This is a genomic window from Streptomyces sp. CB02009 (genome assembly GCF_001905825.1).
GTDB lineage: Bacteria > Actinomycetota > Actinomycetes > Streptomycetales > Streptomycetaceae > Streptomyces.
In genome coordinates this window covers 621,707-641,126 of the sequence record NZ_LIVV01000001.1, presented here as the reverse complement: position 1 = coordinate 641,126, position 19,420 = coordinate 621,707, and the positions used below count along the sequence as shown (strand labels likewise).

Below are 19,420 nucleotides of genomic sequence, written 5' to 3'. Positions count from 1 at the left end.
CTTACGGTCCGAGGGATCCGATCGCCACCGAGGGAGAGCGGAATGCGCGCAGACCAGCCGGGCACACCGGGCTCCACGGCAGCCGGCGCCCTGTCCGGGATCGTCGTCGCCGACTTCGGCCGGGTCCTGGCGGGGCCGTACATGACGATGCTCCTCGCCGACCTGGGCGCGGACGTGATCAAGATCGAGCGGCCGGGTTCCGGCGACGACACGCGCGCCTGGGGGCCGCCGTTCGCCGGCGGCGAGGCCACCTACTTCCTCGGGGTGAACCGCAACAAGCGCTCGGTCGCGCTCGACCTCACAGACCCTGGCGACCTGGCGGCGGCGCGCGCGATCGTGGACCGCGCGGACGTCCTGGTGGAGAACTTCCGCCCCGGCACGATGGAGCGGCTGGGCCTCGGGTACGAGGAGCTGCGGGCGTCCCGCCCCGATCTCGTCTACTGCTCGGTGACCGGCTTCGGCACCGACGAGGGTGCCCGGCTGCCCGGCTACGACCTGCTCGTCCAGGCGATGGGCGGTCTCATGAGCGTGACGGGCGAACCGGACGGGCCGGGGACGAAGGCCGGGGTCGCCCTGGTCGACGTCATCACCGGGCTGCACGCGGGCATGGGCGTCCTCGCCGCCCTCCGCCACCGCGAGCGCACCGGCGAGGGCCAGCGGGTCGAGGTCTCCCTGCTCTCCTCCCTCCTGTCGGCGCTCACCAACCAGGCGGCCGCCCACCTCGGGGCGGGGGTCGTGCCGCGCGCGATGGGCAACCGGCACCCGAGCATCGCTCCGTACGAGGTGTTCGAGGCGCGGGACCGGCCGCTGGTCCTGGCCGTGGGCAACGACCGGCAGTTCCGGGTCCTGTGCGAGCGGCTCGGCCTGCCCGGGCTCGCCGACGATCCGCGGTTCGCGACCAACACGGCCCGGGTCGCCCACCGGGACGAGCTGGTGGCGGCGCTCGCCGGGCCGCTGGGGACCCGTACCGCCGACGGCTGGTTCGAGGAGCTCACCGCGGTCGGCGTGCCGTGCGGGCCGATCAACGACCTGGCGGCCGCGTTCGAGCTCGCCGACCGGCTGGGGCTCGCCCCGCGGGTCCCGGAGTCCGCCGCCGGTCCCGGCCAGGTCGCCCATCCGGTCCGGCTCGGTGCGACCCCGCCCACGTACCGCGCCGCTCCCCCGCGGCTCGGCGAGCACACGGAGGACGTGCTGGCCTCCCTGGCGCGGGCCGGGGAGAGCGCCGCGGGAGATCCGTGACCAGGGGCGGAGGAAGATGGTCGGCACCGGTGAGGAGTTCGTCCGGTGGACAGCACGAGGGATCGGAAGGTCACAGGCGATGAGCAGCGCGGTGCAGAGACGGCGGCCGCAGACCGCCCAGCAGTTCGTTCTGGAGGAACTGCGGCGCGCCATCACCAGCGGGGAGCTGAGGCCCGGCGGGCAGATCCGTCAGGACGCCCTCGCGGCCCGGTTCGAGGTGAGCCGGGTGCCGCTGCGCGAGGCCCTGAAGGCCCTGGAGGCCGAGGGTCTGGTCGTCCATCACATCCACCGGGGCTACTTCGTCGCGGAGCTCTCGCTCGCCGACCTGGAGGAGATCTACCGGATCCGTCAGCTCCTGGAGACGGAGGCCGTGCGGACGGCGGTGCGGCGGATGCCGGACGGCATCGTGGCCGCGCTGGAGCGCGTCCAGCGCGAGGTGGAGCAGGCGGCCGAGGAGGGCGACGTGGCGGCGATGGCGGCGGCGAACCGCCGCTTCCACTTCACCCTCGTCGAGGCGTCGGAGATGCCCCGCCTGGTCCGGCTGATCGCGACGCTGTGGGACTCCACCGACGCGTACCGCTCGCTGTACTACACCGAGGACCCGCACCGGCAGCAGGCCGTCCGCGAGCACCGCGCGGTCATCTCCGCGATCCGGAACGGCGACGAGGACGCAGCCGTCCGCTGGTTGGACGAGCACCGGGCGCACGCGGTGGCGGCCCTGCGCGAGATCCTGGACCTGGAGCGGGACTGAACCAGCGGCAGGGTGCTCACCGGGGCGGGCACACTCAGTCGAGACAGAACTCGTTGCCCTCGACGTCCCGCATCACGATGCACGCGTCGTGACCGTCGTACAGCAGGCGCTCCCGTACCGCGCCGAGCGCGACCAGCCGTGTGCACTCGGCCTCGAGCGCGGCCAGGCGCTCCTCACCCACGAGCCCGGTGGCGACCCGTACGTCGAGGTGCACCCGGTTCTTGACGACCTTGCCCTCGGGTACGCGCTGGAAGTACAGACGCGGCCCGTCGCCCGAGGGATCGGCGCAGGCGCACCACGCTCCGCGTTCCTCGGCCGGCCGCGAGCGGTCGTACTCCGCCCAGGTGGCGAACCCGCCGGGCGGCGGCGGTACGGCGTATCCCAGCACCTCGCACCAGAACCGGGCGACGCGTTCGGGATCCGCGCAGTCGAAGGTGACCTGGAACTCCCTGATCAACGGCATCGGCGCACCCTAGCAGGGGGACCGACTAGGCTTCCGGCCATGTATCACGGGGGATTGGTCAACATCGTCGACGTCGAGGCGACCTGCTGGGACGGCGAGCGTCCGCCCGGCGCCGTCAGCGAGATCATCGAGATCGGGCTGACGGTGGTCGATCCGGGCGCGGGCGAGCGGGTCTCCCGGCACCGGATCCTGGTGCGGCCGACCCGTTCGAAGGTCAGCGCGTTCTGCACCGAGCTGACCGGGCTCACCCAGGCGGAGGTGGACACGGGGCTGGACTTCGGCGCCGCCTGCCGGCTGCTCGCGACCACGTACGAGGCGGGTCTGCGGCCCTGGGCGAGCTGGGGCGACTACGACCGCAAGCAGTTCGCCCACCAGTGCCGGGTCTCCGGCACCCCGTATCCCTTCGGGCGCCACCACACCAACGCCAAGGCCGTGTTCACCGAGGCGTACGGCCTTCCCAAGCGCCCCGGCATGGCGCGCGCCCTGGAGATCGCGGGGCTGCCCCTGGAGGGGCGCCACCACCGGGGCGAGGACGACGCGTGGAACATCGCGGCGCTGGTGCTGCGGCTCGCAGAGCGGGGCGCGTGGCCGCGGGCCGGCGCCGTGGACGTTCCGTAGGCGCCTCGGGGACCTGCGGTTACCCTGGCGCCGGACGCGAGGAGGAACCATGGGGCGGATGCCGTCGGCCGAACGACGCAGACAGCTGGTCGACGCGGCGATCAGGGCGATGACCAGGGACGGGGTCGCCCGGACCACCACCCGGTCGATCTGCGCCGAGGCGGGTGTCTCACTGAGCGTCTTCCACTACTGCTTCGAGTCCAAGCAGGCCCTCCTCGAAGCCGCGATCGAGACGATCAACAGCGACTACGTGGCGCGGGTGATGTCGGCGGTCGAGCCGGGAGCCACCCTGCGCGAGACCGTACGGGGCGCGCTCCAGTCGTACTGGGACCATGTCACGGCCCACCCCGGCGAGCACATGCTGACGTACGACCTCACCCAGTACGCCCTGCGGGAGCCGGGGTTCGAGCATCTGGCGCGCGCCCAGTACGAGCAGTACGTGGTGTCGGCCGCCGCGCTCGTCGAGCAGGTCCGCGCGATGCGGGACATCGAACCGCGGGTGCCGGTGGAGACGATCGCCCGGTACCTGGCGGCGGCGATCGACGGTCTCACCCTCCAGTTCCTGGTCGTCGGGGACGAGCGGACGGCGGCGACCCTGCTCGATCTGACGGCCGATCAACTCGTGTCGCTCATCGACGGATAGGGGGCTTACGGTCCGTTCCGTGGAAGTCTCATGACCATCAACAGGTCATCTGTCCCGGACTATTGACTCACTCCTCCATCACCGCGATCCTCGGGGCGCCCGGTACTCCCCCACCGTCCGGAGGCATCGCCGACCATGACTCGACCCATCACGCGCAGGACCGGCGGCAGATCCGCCCTCCTCGCGCTGTTCCTCGCCCTGGCCGCCGTCCTCTTCGGCTCCGGTCCCGTCCCCGCTGCCGCCGCCGGCGGCGCGTGGTGGGAGCCGGTCTCACGGCCCGCGGCCGACTCGCAGATCAACGTCACCGGCACTCCGTTCACGGGAACGGACGCGCAGGGGAAGGTGCGCGGCTTCGTCGACGCGCACAACCACCTGATGTCCAACGAGGGGTTCGGCGGCCGGCTCATCTGCGGCCAGACGTTCTCCGCGGCAGGCGCCGGCGAGGCGCTCAAGGACTGTCCCGAGCACTATCCCGACGGCTCGGGCGCGCTGTTCGAGAACATCACCGGCGGGGCCGACGGCCATCACGACCCGGTCGGCTGGCCCACGTTCAAGGACTGGCCCGCCCACAACTCCCTGACGCACCAGCAGAACTACTACGCGTGGGTGGAGCGCGCCTGGCGCGGCGGGCAGCGCGTTCTCGTCAACGACCTGGTGACGAACGGCCTCATCTGCTCGATCCTGCCCCGCGACCGGAGCTGCGACGAGATGACGTCGATCCGCCTCCAGGCCCGCAAGACGTACGAACTCCAGGACTACGTCGACGGGATGTACGGCGGCCCCGGCAAGGGGTGGTTCCGGATCGTCACCTCGGCGGCGCAGGCGCGCTCGGTGATCGAGCAGGGCAAGCTCGCGGTCGTCCTCGGCGTCGAGACGTCGGAGCCGTTCGGCTGCAAGCAGATCCTCGATGTCGCGCAGTGCAGCAAGGAGGACATCGACCGCGGTCTCGACGAGCTGTACGGGCTCGGGGTCCGGAGCATGTTCCTGTGCCACAAGTTCGACAACGCGCTGTGCGGTGTCCGCTTCGACTCCGGCACCATCGGTACGGCGGTCAACATCGGCCAGTTCCTGTCGACGGGCACCTTCTGGGCGACGGAGAAGTGCGCGGGACCGCAGCACGACAACCCGATCGGGCTCGCGGCCGCCCCGGTGATGGCGTCCAAGCTGCCGCCGGGCGTGAGCACCCCCACGTACGCCTCCGACGCGAAGTGCAACACGCGTGGTCTGACCCGGCTCGGTGAGCACGCCCTGCGGGGCATGATCGACCGCGGCATGATGCTGGAACTGGACCACATGAGCGTCAAGGCGGCCGGGCGGGCGCTCGACATCCTGGAGTCCGAGGAGTACCCGGGCGTCCTGTCCAGCCACAGCTGGATGGACCTGGACTGGACGGAGCGCCTCTACAAGCTGGGCGGCTTCGTCGCCCAGTACATGCACGGCGCGGAGGGCTTCGTCGGCGAGGCGGGCCAGAAGGCCGCGCTGCGCGCGAAGTACAAGGTCGGTCTCGGCTACGGCACCGACATGAACGGCGTCGGCGGCTGGCCGGCCCCGGTGGGCAGCGGGGCGCCGAACGCGGTGAAGTACCCCTTCCGCAGCTTCGACGGCGGCTCGGTGATCGACCGTCAGGTGACGGGCCAGCGCACCTGGGACCTGAACACCGACGGCGCGGCGCACAACGGCCTGGTGCCGGACTGGGTCGAGCAGATCCGGCTCAGCGGCGGCCAGGGCGTCGTCGACGAGCTGGCGGCCGGCGCGGAGTCGTACCTGACCACGTGGAAGGCGACCGAGAACCACGAGCCGGGGGTCAACCTCGCGAAGGGCCAGCCGGGTTCGGCGAGCTCCTCGGAGTGGAACCCGTTCGTCAGCTACGCGCCGGGCCGCGCCCTCGACGGCGACACCGGCTCGCGCTGGGCCAGCGACTGGTCGGACGACCAGTGGCTGGGCGTGGACCTCGGGGCCGTCCGCAGGGTGGGCAGGGTCACCCTGGACTGGGAGCGGGCGTACGCGCGCCAGTACCGGATCGACGTGTCGGAGAACGGCACGGACTGGCGGACGGTGTGGTCCACGAGCGCCGGTGACGGCGGGTACGACACGGCGGAGTTCCCGTCGACGTCGGCCCGCTACGTGAGGATCCACGGCGAGCGGCGGGCGACCCAGTGGGGCTATTCGCTCTACGAGGTCGCGGTGCACAGAGCCTGAGCACGAAGCGGCGGGGGCCGTCCGGACCGCACATCGTGGTGCGGACGGCCCCCGTTCGCCGCTGTTCAACTCCCCGAGGGGCCGGTCCAGTCGGCCGGGACGCGGGCGAGCCGCACCCGCTGCGGGTGGTCGCCGACGTCCACGGAGGCGACGCGCCGCCCGGTGGCGAAGTCGATCGCGGTGACGCGGTCGGCGCCGCTCTCGGAGATGACGCAGGACCGTCCGTCCCCGCTCACGGTCGCCCAGTACGGCTTGGACGCCTCGACGAGCGGGCCCTCCTGGAGCGTGGCGCGGTCGACCACGGTGGCGTAGTCGTCCATCGTTCCCGCGACGCAGAGCCTGTCGCCGTCGGGGCTCATCGAAAGGCCGTGGTGGCGCGAGTCGTTGACCCAGGTGGTGCGATCGGGATCGGTCCTCGGGTTGCCGGGGAGGACCTTGGCCCGGGTGATGCGGTCGGTGGTGACGTCGTACTCCAGGAGGCCGTTGTAGAAGGAGACCTGGAGGTAGAGCTTCTTCTCGTCCGGGGTGAAGGCGACGGGCCGGACGGCGTCGGAGAGGTCGCCGCGGCCGAAGGCGTCGAGACGCTCGCGCATGTCGATGACGCGGACGGTCCTGAAGGTCGTGGCATCGACGACGGTGATGCGGCGGTCTCCCTTGGTCCAGTCGAGCCAGGCCGCGTCGAGGGCGGTGGTCACCTCGCCGATGGACATGTTCCACAGGAGGCCGTCGGAGGTGAAGACATTCTCGTGGGGCTTGTCGCCCGTCCGGAAGGAGCCGATCTCGCGGCCGGTGCCGATGTCGAGGACGTGCACGGTGTTGGCGGTGGAGGCGGAGACCGCGACGCGGGTTCCGTCGGGCGAGACGGCCATGTGGTCGGCGCGGTAACCGGCGACGGGGAAGCGCCAGTTGATCCTGCCGGTGCGCAGGTCGAGGGAGACGACATCGGCGAAGCTCGGCCGGGAGACGACCATGGAGGAGCCGTCGGGGGTCGCGTACATGTCGTCGACGAACTGGTCGTGGCCCTCCCCCGGGCCGCTGCGCACCCCGAGGAAGAACGCGAGCTTGACGGGGTTCAGATAGATCTCGCGGAGGCGTTCCTCCTTGTCGGGAATGACGTTCACGCGGCCGATGCGGTGGAAGTCGCCCCGGGCGGCGATGACGTCGGCGGTTCCGTCCCAGTTGTTGCCGACGAACATCGCCTCGCGGAGCGCGGCCGCCTGCGGCGCGCCGGTGGCCGCCCCTCCGGGGAGGGCGGAACCGGTGCCACCGGCCGTGGCGACGAGAGCGACGGCTGCCGCGAGGGCGGCGGCGAGGCGGCGGGGGCGGGCGGACGACGTGCGGAGAGAGCGCATGAGGGGTCCTTCTTCCGGCTCGGTGGGCTGAGTCGAGGTGGGCGTGAGGTGCGGGGTGAGGTGCTGCGCGAGGGGCGGGCGAGGGGCGGGACGGGGGACGACTCCTGGTGCGGCTCCCGGCGCGACGGGCGGCGCGACTTACCCGAAGTAACCATGTCCATGACAAGTCTTGCAAGTCCCCGCGGCCCCCTCGTCCCGCTCCGGCGCCGGGTAGGAGATCATGGACTCCGGAACCCAGAAGGGACGGAACGGACGATGAGGCACCGCAGTGTCGCCGACCTGATGACGCCGACCGCGGTGGCGGTACAGCCGGGGACGTCGTTCAAGGAGATCGCGCGGCTCCTCGACGAGTACGGCATCACCGCCGTCCCGGTGGTCGACGAGGAGAACCGGCCCGTGGGCGTGGTCTCCGAGGCCGACCTCCTGCGGCGGCACACCGCGAAGGACGGGCCCAGCACCGCGGAGGCCATGATGTCGAGCCCCGTCGTGACGGCCAGGCCCTCCTGGACGGCCGTCGAGGCGGCCCGCCTCATGGAGCGCCACCGGGTGAAGCGACTTCCGGTCGTCGACGCCGAGGGGAGGCTGATCGGGGTGCTGAGCCGGAGCGACCTGCTCCAGCTGTTCCTGCGCAGGGACCGCTCGATCCAGGAGGAGATCCGCGAGGACGTGGTCGTCCGCATCCTGCGGCTCTCCCCCTCCGCCGTCCACATCGACGTCGACGAGGGCCGGGTGACGCTGAGCGGCACGCTGGACCGCGCGGGGACCGGTCCGATCCTCGTCCGGCTGTGCGAGACGGTGGACGGGGTCGTGGAGGTCGAGGACCGCCTGACGTACGAGGACGCGACGGTCCAGGACGAGGCGGTCGCTGCCGTCGAGGCGGTCGAGGCCGCCGAGCGGAGCTCCGAGGGCGCGGAGGGCGGGGCGGCGTAAGCGGTGGGTGGGCGCGCGACCGGCCCCTACTCGGCGCCGCGCTCGCGTGCAGCCGGGTCTCCCCGCCCCGCCGGCGCCGACCGGCCGGTCAGGAGACCGCCTCCGGCCAGCCGTAGCCGGGTCCGGTGTGCTGGGGTACGGTCCCGGCCCCCACCGCCTCCATCTCCCGGTTGGCCTCGCGCATGAGCTTGCCGGCCAGGTCCCTCATCGCCCTGCTCGCCGCGAGTTCGTCACCGATCGCCGGAACGTCGACGTCCGACGGGTTGCAGCGGGCGGAGCCGTGGCCCGTGAGGGTCGAGTTGCCGGTCAGGAGCCGGGCCTCGGCCTTGGTCCTGCCGTCGTCCTCGACCAGCTCCACGCCGACCGTCCACTCCAGAGTGCGGGTCATGATCTGCCTCCTCGCACAGCCGGCCTCGCGCGACCGAGGCGCGGCCCCTTCCGATACCTCCAGGATCCATCGGCGCGCGCCGGGCGGCACGCCGCGCGCCGGGAGCGGTCACGGAGCCGGAGCGCGCCCGCACGCTCGGTGGCCGGCGGAAGGGGCGCCGGCGGCGCTCCGGCCTACGGGGCGCGGAAGAGGCGCGGGAAGCGCGGGGCCAGCCAGGGCTTGCGGCCCCAGCCGAGGGCCTTGCCGCGGGCGATCACGGGCCAGGGGTCGAGCCGGCCCAGGCCGAGGAGGAGGAAGGCGACCGGCTCGGTGAGGATGGTGCAGTCCGGGCGGGCGGGCGGCTCGTGGGTGGTCTCGACGGCGCCGTCCGTGACGAGGACGCCGAAGCTCGGGCCGCTGCGGAGCCGTACCGCGAAGCGGGCCGTCAGACCGTCGACGGCGACCGGGTCGGTGACCCGGGGCATCGCCTCGATCATGAACGGCAGGGTGAGGCCGACCCGGTGCGCGTCCAGCATGTGCGGGCGGCCGACGGCGAGAGCCAGGTCGTAGCCGTGCCCGAGCATGTGCGTCAGGAGGTACGAGCCGAGGACGGCCGGGCGCATGGCGCCGAGCGGGGTGGAGAGGAGCTCCTCCGGATCGCGGTCCTCCACGGAGGCGAGGAAGGCCTCCGCCTGGGCGATGATCATCTCGGCGAGGGGGCCGGGGGCCCGCTCCTCGAATCCGGCCAGCGCGCGTTCGTTGGCGTCGGCGAGGCTCCCGGGCGTGCCGTCGCCGTAGGGGCGCTCGTGACCGGCGGCCAGGTCGGCCATGAGGGCGTTGGCCTGCGCCAGGTGGGCGGCGGCCTCCCCGAGGGTCCAGGTGGACCGGGGTACGGGAAGTCCGGCGCCGTCCCCGACCGGTGCCGCGCGCAGCACCGCGGCGATGTCCTCGGCCGTCCCCCGTATCGCCTCGGCGAGCTCCTCGGGCAGCACCCCGACCGCGTCCGCGTGTCCCACTGTCACTCCGCACCCCTCCCGACCCGGCGGCCTCACATGAAGCCCGGTTGGTCAGGGACCGTACCAGTGAGTAGCTCCCTCGGCACCGGTCCCGTCAGCCGCACGTCAAGGTCGGCCATGGTCGTGTCAGCGCCTCGTCCTCGGCGACGCGGACGGCGGGCCGGCGGAGGTCGCGCTGCGCGTCCTGCTCCGCGACCCGGGTCTGCGGCCGCTCCTGGAGGCGGACGCGCGGGCCTCCCACGCGCGGGGGACCCCGGCGCGCCGCCGGGACGTCGACCGGCTCGCCCGACGGGTCGAACGGGACACCGCCGACCCGGTGTTCAGGGTCTCGGGCCTGCGCTGACCCGGCCCGCACCGCGGGCCGACCGCCCTGGACCGGCCGCCCTGGACCGGCCCGCGGTGGGCCGGCCCGCGGTGGGCCACCTCGACGGCACCCCCGTCGTCTCGGGCTACATGCCGATGTCCCGGGCCCTGAGGTCCTCCATCGTCTCCCTGCGCACCAGGAGGCGCGCGTGCCCGTCGCGCACCGCGACCACCGGCGGGCGGCCCACGAGGTTGTACGACGAGGCCATCGAGAGGTGGTACGCGCCGGCCACCGGCACCGCGAGCAGGTCGCCCGGGTGGGTGTCGGCGGGCAGCGGCACGTCCTCGGCCAGGATGTCCCCGGCTTCGCAGTGGCGGCCGACGACCGTCACGCTCTCGCTGTCGGCCGGTGAGTGACGGCCGATCAGACGCGGGGCGTAGCGCACCCCGTAGAGCGCGGGGCGCGGGTTGTCGCTCATGCCGCCGTCCACCGCGACGAAGGTCCGGCCGGGGGTGCGCTTGACCGCGAGGACCCGGTAGACGGCGACTCCGGCGGGTCCGGAGACTGCACGGCCCGGCTCGATGACGAGGCGCGGAACGGGGAGGCCGGCGGCGGCGCAGCTCTCGGCCAGTTCGGCGCGGACCCTGCGGGCGAGCGCGGGGAGGTCGAGGGCGGGCTCGCCAGGGCGGTACGCGATGCCGTGCCCGCCGCCGAGGTCGAGCTCCGGCAAGGTGACCCCATGGGTGTCGCGCACCCTGGCCATGAGGCCCACGAGCCGCCGTACGGCCACGAGATACGGCTTGGCGTCCGTGATCTGCGAGCCCAGGTGGCAGTGGATCCCGGTGAGTTCGAGCTGCGGCTGGTCGAGTATCCGGGCGATCGCGTGCTGGGCGTGGCCGTCCCTGAGCGGGAGGCCGAACTTCTGGTCGTCGGAGCCGGTGCGGATCTTCCGGTGGCCGCCCGCGCTGATGCCGGGCGTCACGCGGACCATGACCTTCTGGTGGCCGCCGGTGCCCACCGCGGCGGCGATGCGCGCGATCTCGGCGGGGGTGTCGATCACGATCCGGCCCACGCCGAGGCGCAGTGCGGTACCGAGGTCCTGCGGCGACTTGGCGTTGCCGTGGAGCAGGATCCGGTCGGCCGGGAAGCCGGTGGAGACGGCGAGCTCCAGTTCCCCGGCGGAGCACACGTCGAGGCCGAGTCCCTCCTCCTCCACCCAGCGGGCGAGGGCGCGGCAGAGGAACGCCTTGGCCGCGTAGTGGATCTCGGCGTCGGGGAAGGCGCCGCGGTAGGCGCGGCAGCGGGCGCGTACCTCGTTCTCGTCCAGGACGTACACGGGTGTGCCATGGCTCTCGGCGATCTCGGTGAGGGGCACACCGCCGACGAGGAGGCCGCCGTGCGGCCGCTCGGTGGTGGACGCGGGCCAGACGGAGAGCGGGTCGGCGCCGGGGGACGTTCCGGCCGCGGAGCGGGGCCGGGTGTCGAGCGTGGTCATCTCCGGGTCTCCCGTCAGCTCGCGAACGCGGTCAGGGGCCGCGGCAGCGGCTCGGGCTCGGGCTCCGGCTCCGGCTCCGGCTCCGGCTCCGGCTCCGGCTCCGGCTCCGGCTCCGGCAGGGATACGGAGATGGCGGCGGGCCGCGGAGCCGTCAGGACCGGGTCGATCCTCAGGTCGCGGACGCCCAGCGGCTCCGTCAGCGCCCGCAGCGCGGCTTCCGACAGCGGGATCCAGGGCTGGTCGGCGCCGAGGACGGCCCTCAGCCGCGCGGGGGCGGTGAACGCCACGGCGGTCCTGCCGCCGACCGGTGTGCGGAACAGGCGGGTCACCGAGGCGCGGGTGCCCGGCCGGACGGGCACGCAGAGGCGTCCGGCCGGGAACGGTTCTCCGGGCTCCGGATCGTCTCCGTACAGAGCGTCTGCCATGGGTTCCTCCCGAGGAGCGAAACACGGTCCCCGGCACGGTCGCGCCGGGGGTGTCCTCGACGCTATGCCCGGTGATCACCACTCCCGGGTCCGTCCTGACGCGGCCCTGACGCGCGGCGGCCCGATGCATACACCCCGCTGACACGCGTGCGTCCGCGCAGCCCCTCCGGGCGAGGTCCCCCGTGCCGCCATCGGGGTCACGCCGCTCGCCCGTCGGAGCGCCTTCCGGGGCACGGTGCCGGCCGCGGCCGGGGCGGCGGGCGTCCGGCCTTTCCGCAGGCCAGGAGGGTGTGCCTATTCCCCTGCCGCCATCGGAGTTCCTATGGCAGCCATGGGATTCCGCATTGGAAAGGTCTCCGGGACGGGGCTACGTTCGAGGACATCGCCCCACCGACGGTCCCCGCTCCGGGGCACGGGTGGGCGATCACCGCTCTCCGGGCCGGAACCCGGCCCGTACCTCCCGGGAGAACCCTCATGCCCAAGATCCTTTTCGTGTTGACCGGCACCGACTTCTGGACCCTGGCCGACGGTACGAAGCACCCGACCGGCTTCTGGGCCGAGGAGGCGGCCGCGCCGTACCAGGCGTTCACGGCCGCCGGGTACGAGGTCGTCGTCGCCACCCCCGGCGGTGTCGTCCCGACCGTGGACAGGAGCAGCCTCGCCCCGGAGTTCAACGGCGGGCAGGAGGGGGCCGACAAGGTGGCCGCGGTCATCGCCTCGCTCACCGCGCTCCAGCACCCGATCCGCATCGAGGACGTGGACCTGGCCGACTACGCGGCCGTCTTCTACCCGGGCGGCCACGGGCCCATGGAGGACCTCGCGGTCGACGCGGCCTCGGGCCGGCTGCTGATCGACGCCCTGGACTCCGGCAAGCCGCTGGCCGTCGTCTGCCACGGCCCGGCCGCGCTGCTCGCCGCCACGAAGGACGACGGCACCAACGCCTTCGCCGGCTACCAGGTCGCCGCGTTCACCAACGAAGAGGAGACCCAGTCCGGTTTCGCCGACAAGGCGAAGTGGCTCCTGGAGACCCGGCTGGTCGAGGCCGGCGTCGACGTGCGGACCGGCGAGCCGTGGGTGCCGAACGTCGTCGTCGACCGCAACCTCATCACCGGCCAGAACCCTGCCTCGTCCGCCCCGCTCGCGGACCGGGTCCTGAAGGAACTCGGCTGACACGACGCCCGCACGGCCAGGTGACCCGGCGCCCCGCACCCTGAGGGTGCGGGGCGTCTCCGCCATAGGGATGCCGATAGGCTTCCGATGTGAGGCATACGGATCCCGATGGTTCGACCGGCGCTCCCCGCCCCGGTCCGGCGCCCGGCGGCGGCACCGGACCGGCGGACCTGAATCTGCTGCGCACCTTCCTGGCGGTCTACCGCTCCGGATCGTTCACGGCGGCCGCCGGGCTCCTGGGGCTCTCGCAGCCCACGGTGACGACCCAGATCCGCTCCCTGGAGCGGCAGACGGAACGTGAGCTGTTCGAGCGGCTGCCCCGCGGCGTCGCCCCGACCGCGGTCGCCCACGACCTCGCGGCCCGCGTCGCCGCTCCCCTGGACGCGCTCGCCGGCGCCACCGGCCAGGACGCCGAACCCCGCGAGCGGGCCGCCCCGGTACATCTGGCGGGCCCCGCGGAGCTGCTCTGCACCCGCGTCCTGCCGGCCCTGGCCCCGCTCGCGGCCGAAGGGGTACGGCTCCGGATCACGCCGGGGCTCACCGAACCGCTCCTCGACGAACTCCGTGCCGGACGGCACGACCTGGTGATCGCGACCTACCGCCCCCGTGGACGCGCGCTGACCGCCGTACCGCTGATGGACGAGGAGTTCGTGCTCGTCGCCGCCCCCGTCTGGGCCGACCACCTCGGGGAGCGCCCGGCGGAGCAGGGCCCGGCGGCGCTGCATGCCGTCCCCCTGGTCACGTACGCCGAGGACCTGCCGATAGCCCGTCGCTACTGGCGCCACGTCTTCGGCGCCCGGCTCTCCCGCTCCGCCGCGGTCACCGTCCCCGACCTGCGCGGCGTCCTCGCGGCGGTCACCGCGGGGGCGGGCTTCACGGTCCTGCCCCGCTACCTCTGCGCGGCGGAACTGGCCTCGGGGGCCCTCGTAGCCCTGCATCAGCCGGACGACCCGCCCATCAACACCGCCTACCTCGCGCAGCGCCCCGGCCGCGCCTCCCACCCCGACGTCGACCGCGTCCGCGACCTCCTGGTGGAGGCCGGACGCGGCTGGTGACGCCTCCTCAGGCTGCTGTTCCGGCAGGCCCGGTGCAGTCCGGCCCCGTGCCTGCGGGCCCGGTCCCTGCGGGTGCGGACCCGGCTGTCGACGTCGCGGTCGCGGCCGCGCGCTGCCAGGCTGCCTCCCGGAGGAGGCGCAGCCCGTTGAGGCCGACCAGCACCGTGGAGCCCTCGTGGCCGAGGACGCCGAGCGGCAGCGGCAGCGTGCCCGCGAGGTCCCAGAGCACCAGGCCGGCGATGAACGCTCCGGCGATGACCAGGTTCTGCACGACCAGGCCGCGGGCGCGACGGGAGAGTGCGACGACCGCGGGGACGGTGGCCAGTTCGTCCCGGACGATCACCGCGTCCGCCGTCTCCAGAGCGAGGTCGGAGCCCGCGCGGCCCATGGCGATGCCGGTGTGGGCCGCGGCCAGTGCGGGCGCGTCGTTGACGCCGTCCCCGATCACCAGGACCCTGCGTCCGGCCCGCTCCCACTCCTGGACGGCGGCGACCTTGTCCTGGGGCAGGAGTCCGGCCCGTACGTCGGTGATGCCGACATCGGCGGCGAGGCGGGCGGCGGCGCGCGGGTTGTCCCCGGTGAGCAGCGTCGGCGCGGTGCCGGTCAGCCCGGCCAGGGCGGCGACGGTGCTGGCGGCGTCCGGGCGCAGCCGGTCCGCGACGCCGAGGACGCCGACGGGCATGCCGTTGAGCTTGACCAGGACCGCGGTGTGTCCGTCCGCCTCCAGGGCGGCCGCGAGGGTCGCGGCCACGGCGGCGGCGCGGGCGGTGCGCGGGTCGCCGGCCCGGTGCAGGAGTCGGGCGGGGGCGCCGACCTCGACCGTGTCTCCGTCGACGGTGGCGGTGACGCCGACGCCGGGGGTGGACGTGAAGTCCTCGGCGGGCAGGAGCCGATGGCCTCGCGCGCGGGCCGCGAGGACGACGGCGCGGGCCAGCGGGTGCTCGCTGGGGTGCTCGGCAGCCGCCGCGAGGGCGAGGAGCCGGTCCTCGTCCACGTCGCCGCCGCCGGGGACGGGGCGGACGGCGGTGACGCGCGGGGTGCCCTCGGTCAGCGTGCCCGTCTTGTCGAGGGCCACGGTGTCGACGAGGCCGAGCCGTTCCATGACGACGGCGGACTTCACCAGGACGCCGTGCCGGCCGGCGTTGGCGAGGGCGGAGAGCAGCGGCGGCATGGTGGCGAGCACCACGGCGCACGGCGAGGCGACGATCATGAAGGTCATCGCGCGCAGCAGGGCGTCGGTCGGCCCGGCACCGCACGCGAGGGGGACGAAGAACACCGCGAGGGTGGCCACCACCATGCCGAGCGAGTAACGCTGTTCGACCTTCTCGATGAAGAGCTGCGTGGGAGCCTTGGTCCCGGAGGCCTCCTCGACCATCCGGACGATCCGGGCGATCACCGATTCCGAGGGGTCGCGCCCGACCTCGACACGGAGCGCGCCGGTGCCGTTGAGGGTACCGGCGAAGACCTCGGCGCCGGGCTCCTTGACCACGGGCAGCGGCTCCCCCGTGATGGTGGCCTGGTCGACCTCGCTCGCCCCCGCCAGGACCCGGCCGTCGGCCCCGATCCGCTCCCCCGGCCGGATCACGACGACGTCCCCGACCGCGAGTTCGGCGGTCGCGACCGTCTCCTCCACGCCGTCGCCGAGGAGCCGGGTCGCGGTGGCGGGGGCGAGGTCGAGCAGGCCGCGTACCGAGTCGGCGGTACGGGCGGTGGCCACCGCCTCCAGCGCGCCGGAGGTCGCGAAGATGACGATCAGGAGCGCTCCGTCGAGCACCTGTCCGATGGCGGCGGCGCCGAGGGCGGCGACCACCATGAGCAGGTCGACGTCCAGGGTCCTGCCCCTGAGGGCCTTGAGGCCCTCCCGCGCCGGTTCCCAGCCGCCGGTGAGGTAGGTGGCGGCGAAGAGCGGCCCCGACGTCCACGCGGGGGCGCCGAGCAGCTCGAGGGGAAGCCCGACGAGGAACAGCACCAGGGAGGCCAGCGCCCAGCGGGCCTCCGGCAGGGCCAGGACGCGGGTGCGGCGACGGACGGACCGGTGTCCGGCGGAGGGCCGTGCGGCCGCGGTCAGGGTGGAGGCCATGGCGGGGGGAGTCCTTCACGGGAGGTGTCGTACGCCCCACCATACAGGAATACTTGAACATCCATTCATGTATGGGCTTCCGTAGGATGGCACCCATGGGCCACGGAGTGAACGCACCGGACAGCAGCGCGGCACCGCGCACCCGTCTGACCCCCGAGAACGCCCAGCAGGTCGCCACCACGCTCCAGGCGCTGTCGACCCCGTCGCGGCTGCTGATCCTGGCCCGGCTGCGCGAAGGACCGTGCGCGGCGACCGAACTGGCGGCGGCCGCGGGCATGGAGCAGTCCGCCTGCTCCCACCAGTTGCGCCTGCTGCGCAACCTCGGCCTCGTCACCGGCACCCGCGAGGGCCGCTCCGTCGTCTACGCGCTGCACGACGACCACGTCGCGGGCCTCCTCGACCAGGCGCTCTACCACGTGGAGCACCTCCGCCTCGGCGTGACCGACGCGGCCGCGGCGACGCGCTGAGGGTCAGCAGACCGTGCCGGGGCGGACCGCGGTGGCCCTCAGGAGGTCGCAGACCAGAGCGAAGTCGATCCGCTCGGGCTTCCTGAACCGCAGGCAGCCCTTGCCCATGTCCTCCCCCGCGAGCCGCTCCGCGAAGGCCTCACGGACGTCGCCGCGCATCAGCTAGAAGGAGATGTACTGCTTCTGGCCGGCGAAGGCGATCTCGGCGCTGCCGTCCCGCTCGTAGACCGGCATGCCGTACGCCATCGACTCCGTGAAGCCGGCCAGTTCCTCCCGGCACAGCTCCCGCAGCCGCCGCAGCGCCTCCTGCCGGGGCGCGGGCACCTCGGCCAGGTATCCGTCGACGTCTTCAGCGTTGCTCTGGACCATACGGCGAGCCTACCGACCGGCCCTCTCCGCGGCCCGCCCGCGGGCAGGGCACCGGGTGCGCCGTGCGTCGACGTATGAACATCACGTTACCGCCGGGCCCCTGGACGACCGCCCGCGGACACGGCCCGGTACTGTCCGGGCGGCGGCGGAGGCGGAACGGGGAGCCGGGTGGACTGGACGGTGGGGGCGGGCCTGGTCGCCGGGCTGCTGATCGCGGTGGTGACCGCGCCGGTCGGCGTGTCCGGGGCGGTGTTCCTGCTTCCGGTCCATCTGAGCGTCTTCGGCGTTCCGAACCCCGCGGTCACTCCGACCAACCTCCTGTACAACGTGGTGGCCGGACCCGGCGCCCTGTGGCGCTACCGCCGCGACGGCACGCTGCGGGGCCCTCTGACCCGGCGTCTGATCGCTGGAACCCTGCCGGGCGTCGTCCTCGGTGCCGTGATCCGCGTCCACGCCCTCCCGGGCCCGGAGGTCTTCCAGGTGCTGGTCGCGGTGCTCCTGCTGCCGCTCGGACTCTGGCTGTGCGCCCGCACGCTCGCCCCCGCGCGCCGTACCCGGGCCTCTGCCGCCCCACCGGGGGAACCGCGCCCGGCGGTGCTCACCGCACTGGCCGTGGCGGTGGGGGTGTTCGGCGGGATCTACGGCATCGGCGGCGGCTCGCTGCTCGGGCCGATCCTGGCCGCCCGGGGCATGCCCATGAGCCGGGTGGCACCGGCCGCGCTCGCCGCCACGTTCGCGACCTCCCTCGTCGGTGCGGCCGCCTTCGTTCTGCTGTCCCTGGCCGGTTCCGGCGACATCGCCCCCGACTGGTGGCTCGGTCTGGCGTGCGGGCTCGGCGGGCTGGCCGGCGGCTACCTCGGCGCCCGCCTCCAGCCCCGGCTGCCCGAGAGGGCGCTGCGCCTGCTGCTCGGCGCACTCGCGGCCGCGATCGGCGTCTTCTACGCCGCGCGGGCCGTCGGATCCCTCTGAGGGTGCCGGCCGGCGGGCCCGCACCCGGGAAGGCCACGACACCTCGACGGCGCCCGCACGAGGTGCGGGCGCCGTCGACAGCGGGTCGCCGTCAGGAGGGAGACAAGCCCGCCGCAGCGGGCCCCGGAGCTCAGCCCCGGACGATGTTCTCCGCCTGCGGACCCTTCTGGCCCTGGGTGATGTCGAACGTCACGGCCTCGCCCTCGGTCAGCTCGCGGTATCCGTTGCCCGAGATGTTGGAGTAGTGGGCGAAGACGTCCGGTCCGCCGCCGTCCTGGGCGATGAAGCCGAAGCCCTTCTCGGAGTTGAACCACTTCACGGTGCCGCTGGCCATGCTCGTCCTTCTGGTCAGTCCGGCGACGGTCCGGGGTGGGGCCGTCGCGACGCCCTTCCACGGGTGCCACACAGGTCTTCCCCCGACACACCCCCACCTACACCCACTGATCCGATCTTGTTACTCCGATGTGATGATCTTCCGGTCGCCCGGGGTCTCTCCGGCGGTCAGACCGCGGCCGTTTCCCCGGGCGCGGGCACCCCGTGGGAGCGGAGGACCATGAGCCCGTCCTCCGTGGCCGCCACCATGGCGAAGGGGAAACGGTCCAGTTCGAGGCAGAGGGCGACGTCGTCCGGGTGCGCCCCCTCGCGCACACCCTCCGTCAGTTCGGCGGCGGCGCGCGACGCGGCGCCGCGGCGGAGGAACGCGGCCGCGTCCGTCGCCGTCCCGGTCGCCCTCCGGGCGATGTACTGCGCGCACGCCAGGTCCTCGTCGGCCCGACCGTCCTCGCCCGTGACCACGAACGTGACGTCGTCGCAGCCGCGCGCCCGCAGCGTCCGGGCCGTCGCCTCGGCCACCACGAAGCCGGCGCACAGCACGAGCGACGCGTCCTTGACCGCGAGGGCGCCGACCGTCCCGGCCGTGGTCTTCTGCACGACGGTCCGTCCGCCCAGGTCCACGGACCGCAGCAGCCCCGGCGAGTTGACGGCGTCGAAGCCGGGCGCGGGAGCGCCGTCCTTGAGTGCCACCCAGTCCGGGTGACGGGCCTTCAGCGCCAGGGCGTCGTCCTGCGACTCGGCGAGAACGATCTTCTCCGCGCCGCGGGCGAAGGCCCAGGCGGCGACCGTGTAGGCCCGCATGACGTCGATCACGACCGCCACGGACGGGGGTTCGGCTATCTCCGCGATACCAAGGAAACGAGCGTCCATCCCGTCATGATCGATCATGTCCGGCCCGGAGTGACCCGACAGTGGCACGCATCACGTCGTCCCGCTCGCCGGCCCGGCGGCCCGCCGGCCCTCTTCGGCTTCGGCTTCGGCTTCGGCTTCGGCTTCGGCTTCGGCTTCGGCTTCGGCTTCGGCTTCGGCTTCGGGAGGCCGTGACTCGCCGCCCGGTCGGTCACGGTCGCAGACCGCGGACCGCGGACATACGGTGTGCGTGGTCCGCCACGCCCCGCCGATCACCGCACCGCCCGGCCTTCACGGAGGCCGCAACCGCAGCCCGACCCCACGGC

General features: G+C 73.6%; 21 protein-coding genes and 1 pseudogene. 11 read left to right on the top strand and 11 right to left on the bottom strand.

Going from position 1 to position 19,420, the window contains the following annotated elements; all coding sequences use genetic code 11:
* Positions 1-42 precede the first annotated feature (42 nt).
* Both AMK27_RS02880 and AMK27_RS02875 read left to right on the top strand, forming a co-directional pair.
* The gene (locus AMK27_RS02880) at positions 43-1,239 is read left to right on the top strand and encodes a CaiB/BaiF CoA transferase family protein (RefSeq protein ID WP_073902420.1); all 1,197 of its coding nucleotides are present in this window, start codon (positions 43-45) and stop codon (positions 1,237-1,239) included.
* A 79-nt stretch (positions 1,240-1,318) separates the two neighbouring features.
* Positions 1,319-1,990, top strand: a complete 672-nt coding sequence (locus tag AMK27_RS02875) for a GntR family transcriptional regulator (RefSeq protein ID WP_073902419.1) — start codon at positions 1,319-1,321, stop codon at positions 1,988-1,990.
* A 34-nt stretch (positions 1,991-2,024) separates the two neighbouring features.
* Here the strand turns inward: AMK27_RS02875 and AMK27_RS02870 are convergent, their stop codons facing one another.
* On the bottom strand, positions 2,025-2,453 hold the full coding sequence (locus tag AMK27_RS02870; protein ID WP_073902418.1) for a VOC family protein: 429 nt from the start codon (positions 2,451-2,453) through the stop codon (positions 2,025-2,027).
* Positions 2,454-2,492: 39 nt separating this feature from the next.
* Between AMK27_RS02870 and AMK27_RS02865 the strand changes: the two genes are divergently transcribed.
* From AMK27_RS02865 to AMK27_RS02855, 3 genes are all read left to right on the top strand, one after another.
* Entirely contained in the window at positions 2,493-3,071 is a 579-nt protein-coding gene (locus AMK27_RS02865; protein ID WP_073902417.1) for a 3'-5' exonuclease, read from the top strand.
* A 49-nt stretch (positions 3,072-3,120) separates the two neighbouring features.
* Positions 3,121-3,714 (top strand): TetR/AcrR family transcriptional regulator, encoded by a 594-nt coding sequence (locus tag AMK27_RS02860; RefSeq protein WP_073902416.1) that lies wholly within the window; start codon positions 3,121-3,123, stop codon positions 3,712-3,714.
* Between the two features lie 135 nt (positions 3,715-3,849).
* Positions 3,850-5,913, top strand: coding sequence for a galactose-binding domain-containing protein (locus AMK27_RS02855; protein ID WP_073902415.1), 2,064 nt, complete (start codon positions 3,850-3,852; stop codon positions 5,911-5,913).
* A gap of 65 nt (positions 5,914-5,978) precedes the next feature.
* Here AMK27_RS02855 and AMK27_RS02850 read toward each other — a convergent pair whose 3' ends face one another.
* Positions 5,979-7,265 carry a YncE family protein gene (locus AMK27_RS02850; protein ID WP_073902414.1) on the bottom strand — a complete coding sequence of 429 codons (1,287 nt, stop codon included), beginning with the start codon at positions 7,263-7,265 and terminating at the stop codon, positions 5,979-5,981.
* Between the two features lie 255 nt (positions 7,266-7,520).
* On the opposite strand from AMK27_RS02850, the gene AMK27_RS02845 reads away from it, so the two are divergent.
* Positions 7,521-8,195: a CBS domain-containing protein gene (locus AMK27_RS02845; RefSeq protein ID WP_241847284.1), complete on the top strand. Its 675-nt coding sequence runs from the start codon at positions 7,521-7,523 to the stop codon at positions 8,193-8,195.
* Between the two features lie 88 nt (positions 8,196-8,283).
* Here AMK27_RS02845 and AMK27_RS02840 read toward each other — a convergent pair whose 3' ends face one another.
* The 5 genes from AMK27_RS02840 to AMK27_RS43340 all read right to left on the bottom strand — a co-directional run bounded on the left by AMK27_RS02840 (position 8,284) and on the right by AMK27_RS43340 (position 11,802).
* The gene (locus tag AMK27_RS02840) at positions 8,284-8,583 is read right to left on the bottom strand and encodes a DUF1876 domain-containing protein (RefSeq protein WP_073902413.1); all 300 of its coding nucleotides are present in this window, start codon (positions 8,581-8,583) and stop codon (positions 8,284-8,286) included.
* Between the two features lie 173 nt (positions 8,584-8,756).
* Positions 8,757-9,578, bottom strand: a complete 822-nt coding sequence (locus AMK27_RS02835) for a maleylpyruvate isomerase family mycothiol-dependent enzyme (RefSeq protein WP_107425462.1) — start codon at positions 9,576-9,578, stop codon at positions 8,757-8,759.
* A 94-nt stretch (positions 9,579-9,672) separates the two neighbouring features.
* Positions 9,673-9,819 (bottom strand): hypothetical protein, encoded by a 147-nt coding sequence (locus tag AMK27_RS42600; RefSeq protein WP_158076891.1) that lies wholly within the window; start codon positions 9,817-9,819, stop codon positions 9,673-9,675.
* Positions 9,820-10,027: 208 nt separating this feature from the next.
* Positions 10,028-11,377, bottom strand: coding sequence for a diaminopimelate decarboxylase (gene lysA / locus AMK27_RS02830; RefSeq protein ID WP_073902411.1), 1,350 nt, complete (start codon positions 11,375-11,377; stop codon positions 10,028-10,030).
* Positions 11,378-11,391: 14 nt separating this feature from the next.
* Entirely contained in the window at positions 11,392-11,802 is a 411-nt protein-coding gene (locus AMK27_RS43340; protein ID WP_073902410.1) for an SAV_915 family protein, read from the bottom strand.
* 474 nt (positions 11,803-12,276) lie between these two features.
* On the opposite strand from AMK27_RS43340, the gene AMK27_RS02820 reads away from it, so the two are divergent.
* Together AMK27_RS02820 and AMK27_RS02815 are read left to right on the top strand one after the other, a co-directional pair.
* Complete coding sequence (locus AMK27_RS02820; RefSeq protein WP_073902409.1) at positions 12,277-12,972, top strand: type 1 glutamine amidotransferase domain-containing protein; 696 nt, start codon at positions 12,277-12,279, stop codon at positions 12,970-12,972.
* 89 nt (positions 12,973-13,061) lie between these two features.
* Positions 13,062-14,027, top strand: coding sequence for a LysR family transcriptional regulator (locus AMK27_RS02815; RefSeq protein WP_079188156.1), 966 nt, complete (start codon positions 13,062-13,064; stop codon positions 14,025-14,027).
* 7 nt (positions 14,028-14,034) lie between these two features.
* Here AMK27_RS02815 and AMK27_RS02810 read toward each other — a convergent pair whose 3' ends face one another.
* Positions 14,035-16,107 carry a heavy metal translocating P-type ATPase gene (locus tag AMK27_RS02810; RefSeq protein WP_079188155.1) on the bottom strand — a complete coding sequence of 691 codons (2,073 nt, stop codon included), beginning with the start codon at positions 16,105-16,107 and terminating at the stop codon, positions 14,035-14,037.
* A 95-nt stretch (positions 16,108-16,202) separates the two neighbouring features.
* Here AMK27_RS02810 and AMK27_RS02805 point away from each other — a divergent pair, with 95 nt between their 5' ends.
* A complete protein-coding gene (locus AMK27_RS02805) occupies positions 16,203-16,574 on the top strand; it encodes an ArsR/SmtB family transcription factor (protein WP_073902408.1) in 372 nt (123 codons plus the stop codon).
* 3 nt (positions 16,575-16,577) lie between these two features.
* On the opposite strand, the pseudogene AMK27_RS02800 reads toward AMK27_RS02805, so the two are convergent.
* Positions 16,578-16,943: pseudogene (locus AMK27_RS02800) on the bottom strand (iron chaperone).
* 168 nt (positions 16,944-17,111) lie between these two features.
* Here AMK27_RS02800 and AMK27_RS02795 point away from each other — a divergent pair.
* Positions 17,112-17,912 (top strand): sulfite exporter TauE/SafE family protein, encoded by an 801-nt coding sequence (locus AMK27_RS02795; RefSeq protein ID WP_073902407.1) that lies wholly within the window; start codon positions 17,112-17,114, stop codon positions 17,910-17,912.
* A 130-nt stretch (positions 17,913-18,042) separates the two neighbouring features.
* On the opposite strand, the gene AMK27_RS02790 is transcribed toward AMK27_RS02795, so the two are convergent.
* Together AMK27_RS02790 and AMK27_RS02785 are read right to left on the bottom strand one after the other, a co-directional pair.
* Positions 18,043-18,246, bottom strand: coding sequence for a cold-shock protein (locus AMK27_RS02790; protein WP_030213732.1), 204 nt, complete (start codon positions 18,244-18,246; stop codon positions 18,043-18,045).
* A gap of 167 nt (positions 18,247-18,413) precedes the next feature.
* The gene (locus AMK27_RS02785; RefSeq protein ID WP_073902406.1) at positions 18,414-19,115 is read right to left on the bottom strand and encodes a 2-phosphosulfolactate phosphatase; all 702 of its coding nucleotides are present in this window, start codon (positions 19,113-19,115) and stop codon (positions 18,414-18,416) included.
* A gap of 6 nt (positions 19,116-19,121) precedes the next feature.
* Between AMK27_RS02785 and AMK27_RS42595 the strand changes: the two genes are divergently transcribed.
* Complete coding sequence (locus AMK27_RS42595) at positions 19,122-19,289, top strand: hypothetical protein (protein ID WP_158076890.1); 168 nt, start codon at positions 19,122-19,124, stop codon at positions 19,287-19,289.
* Positions 19,290-19,420: the final 131 nt, after the last annotated feature.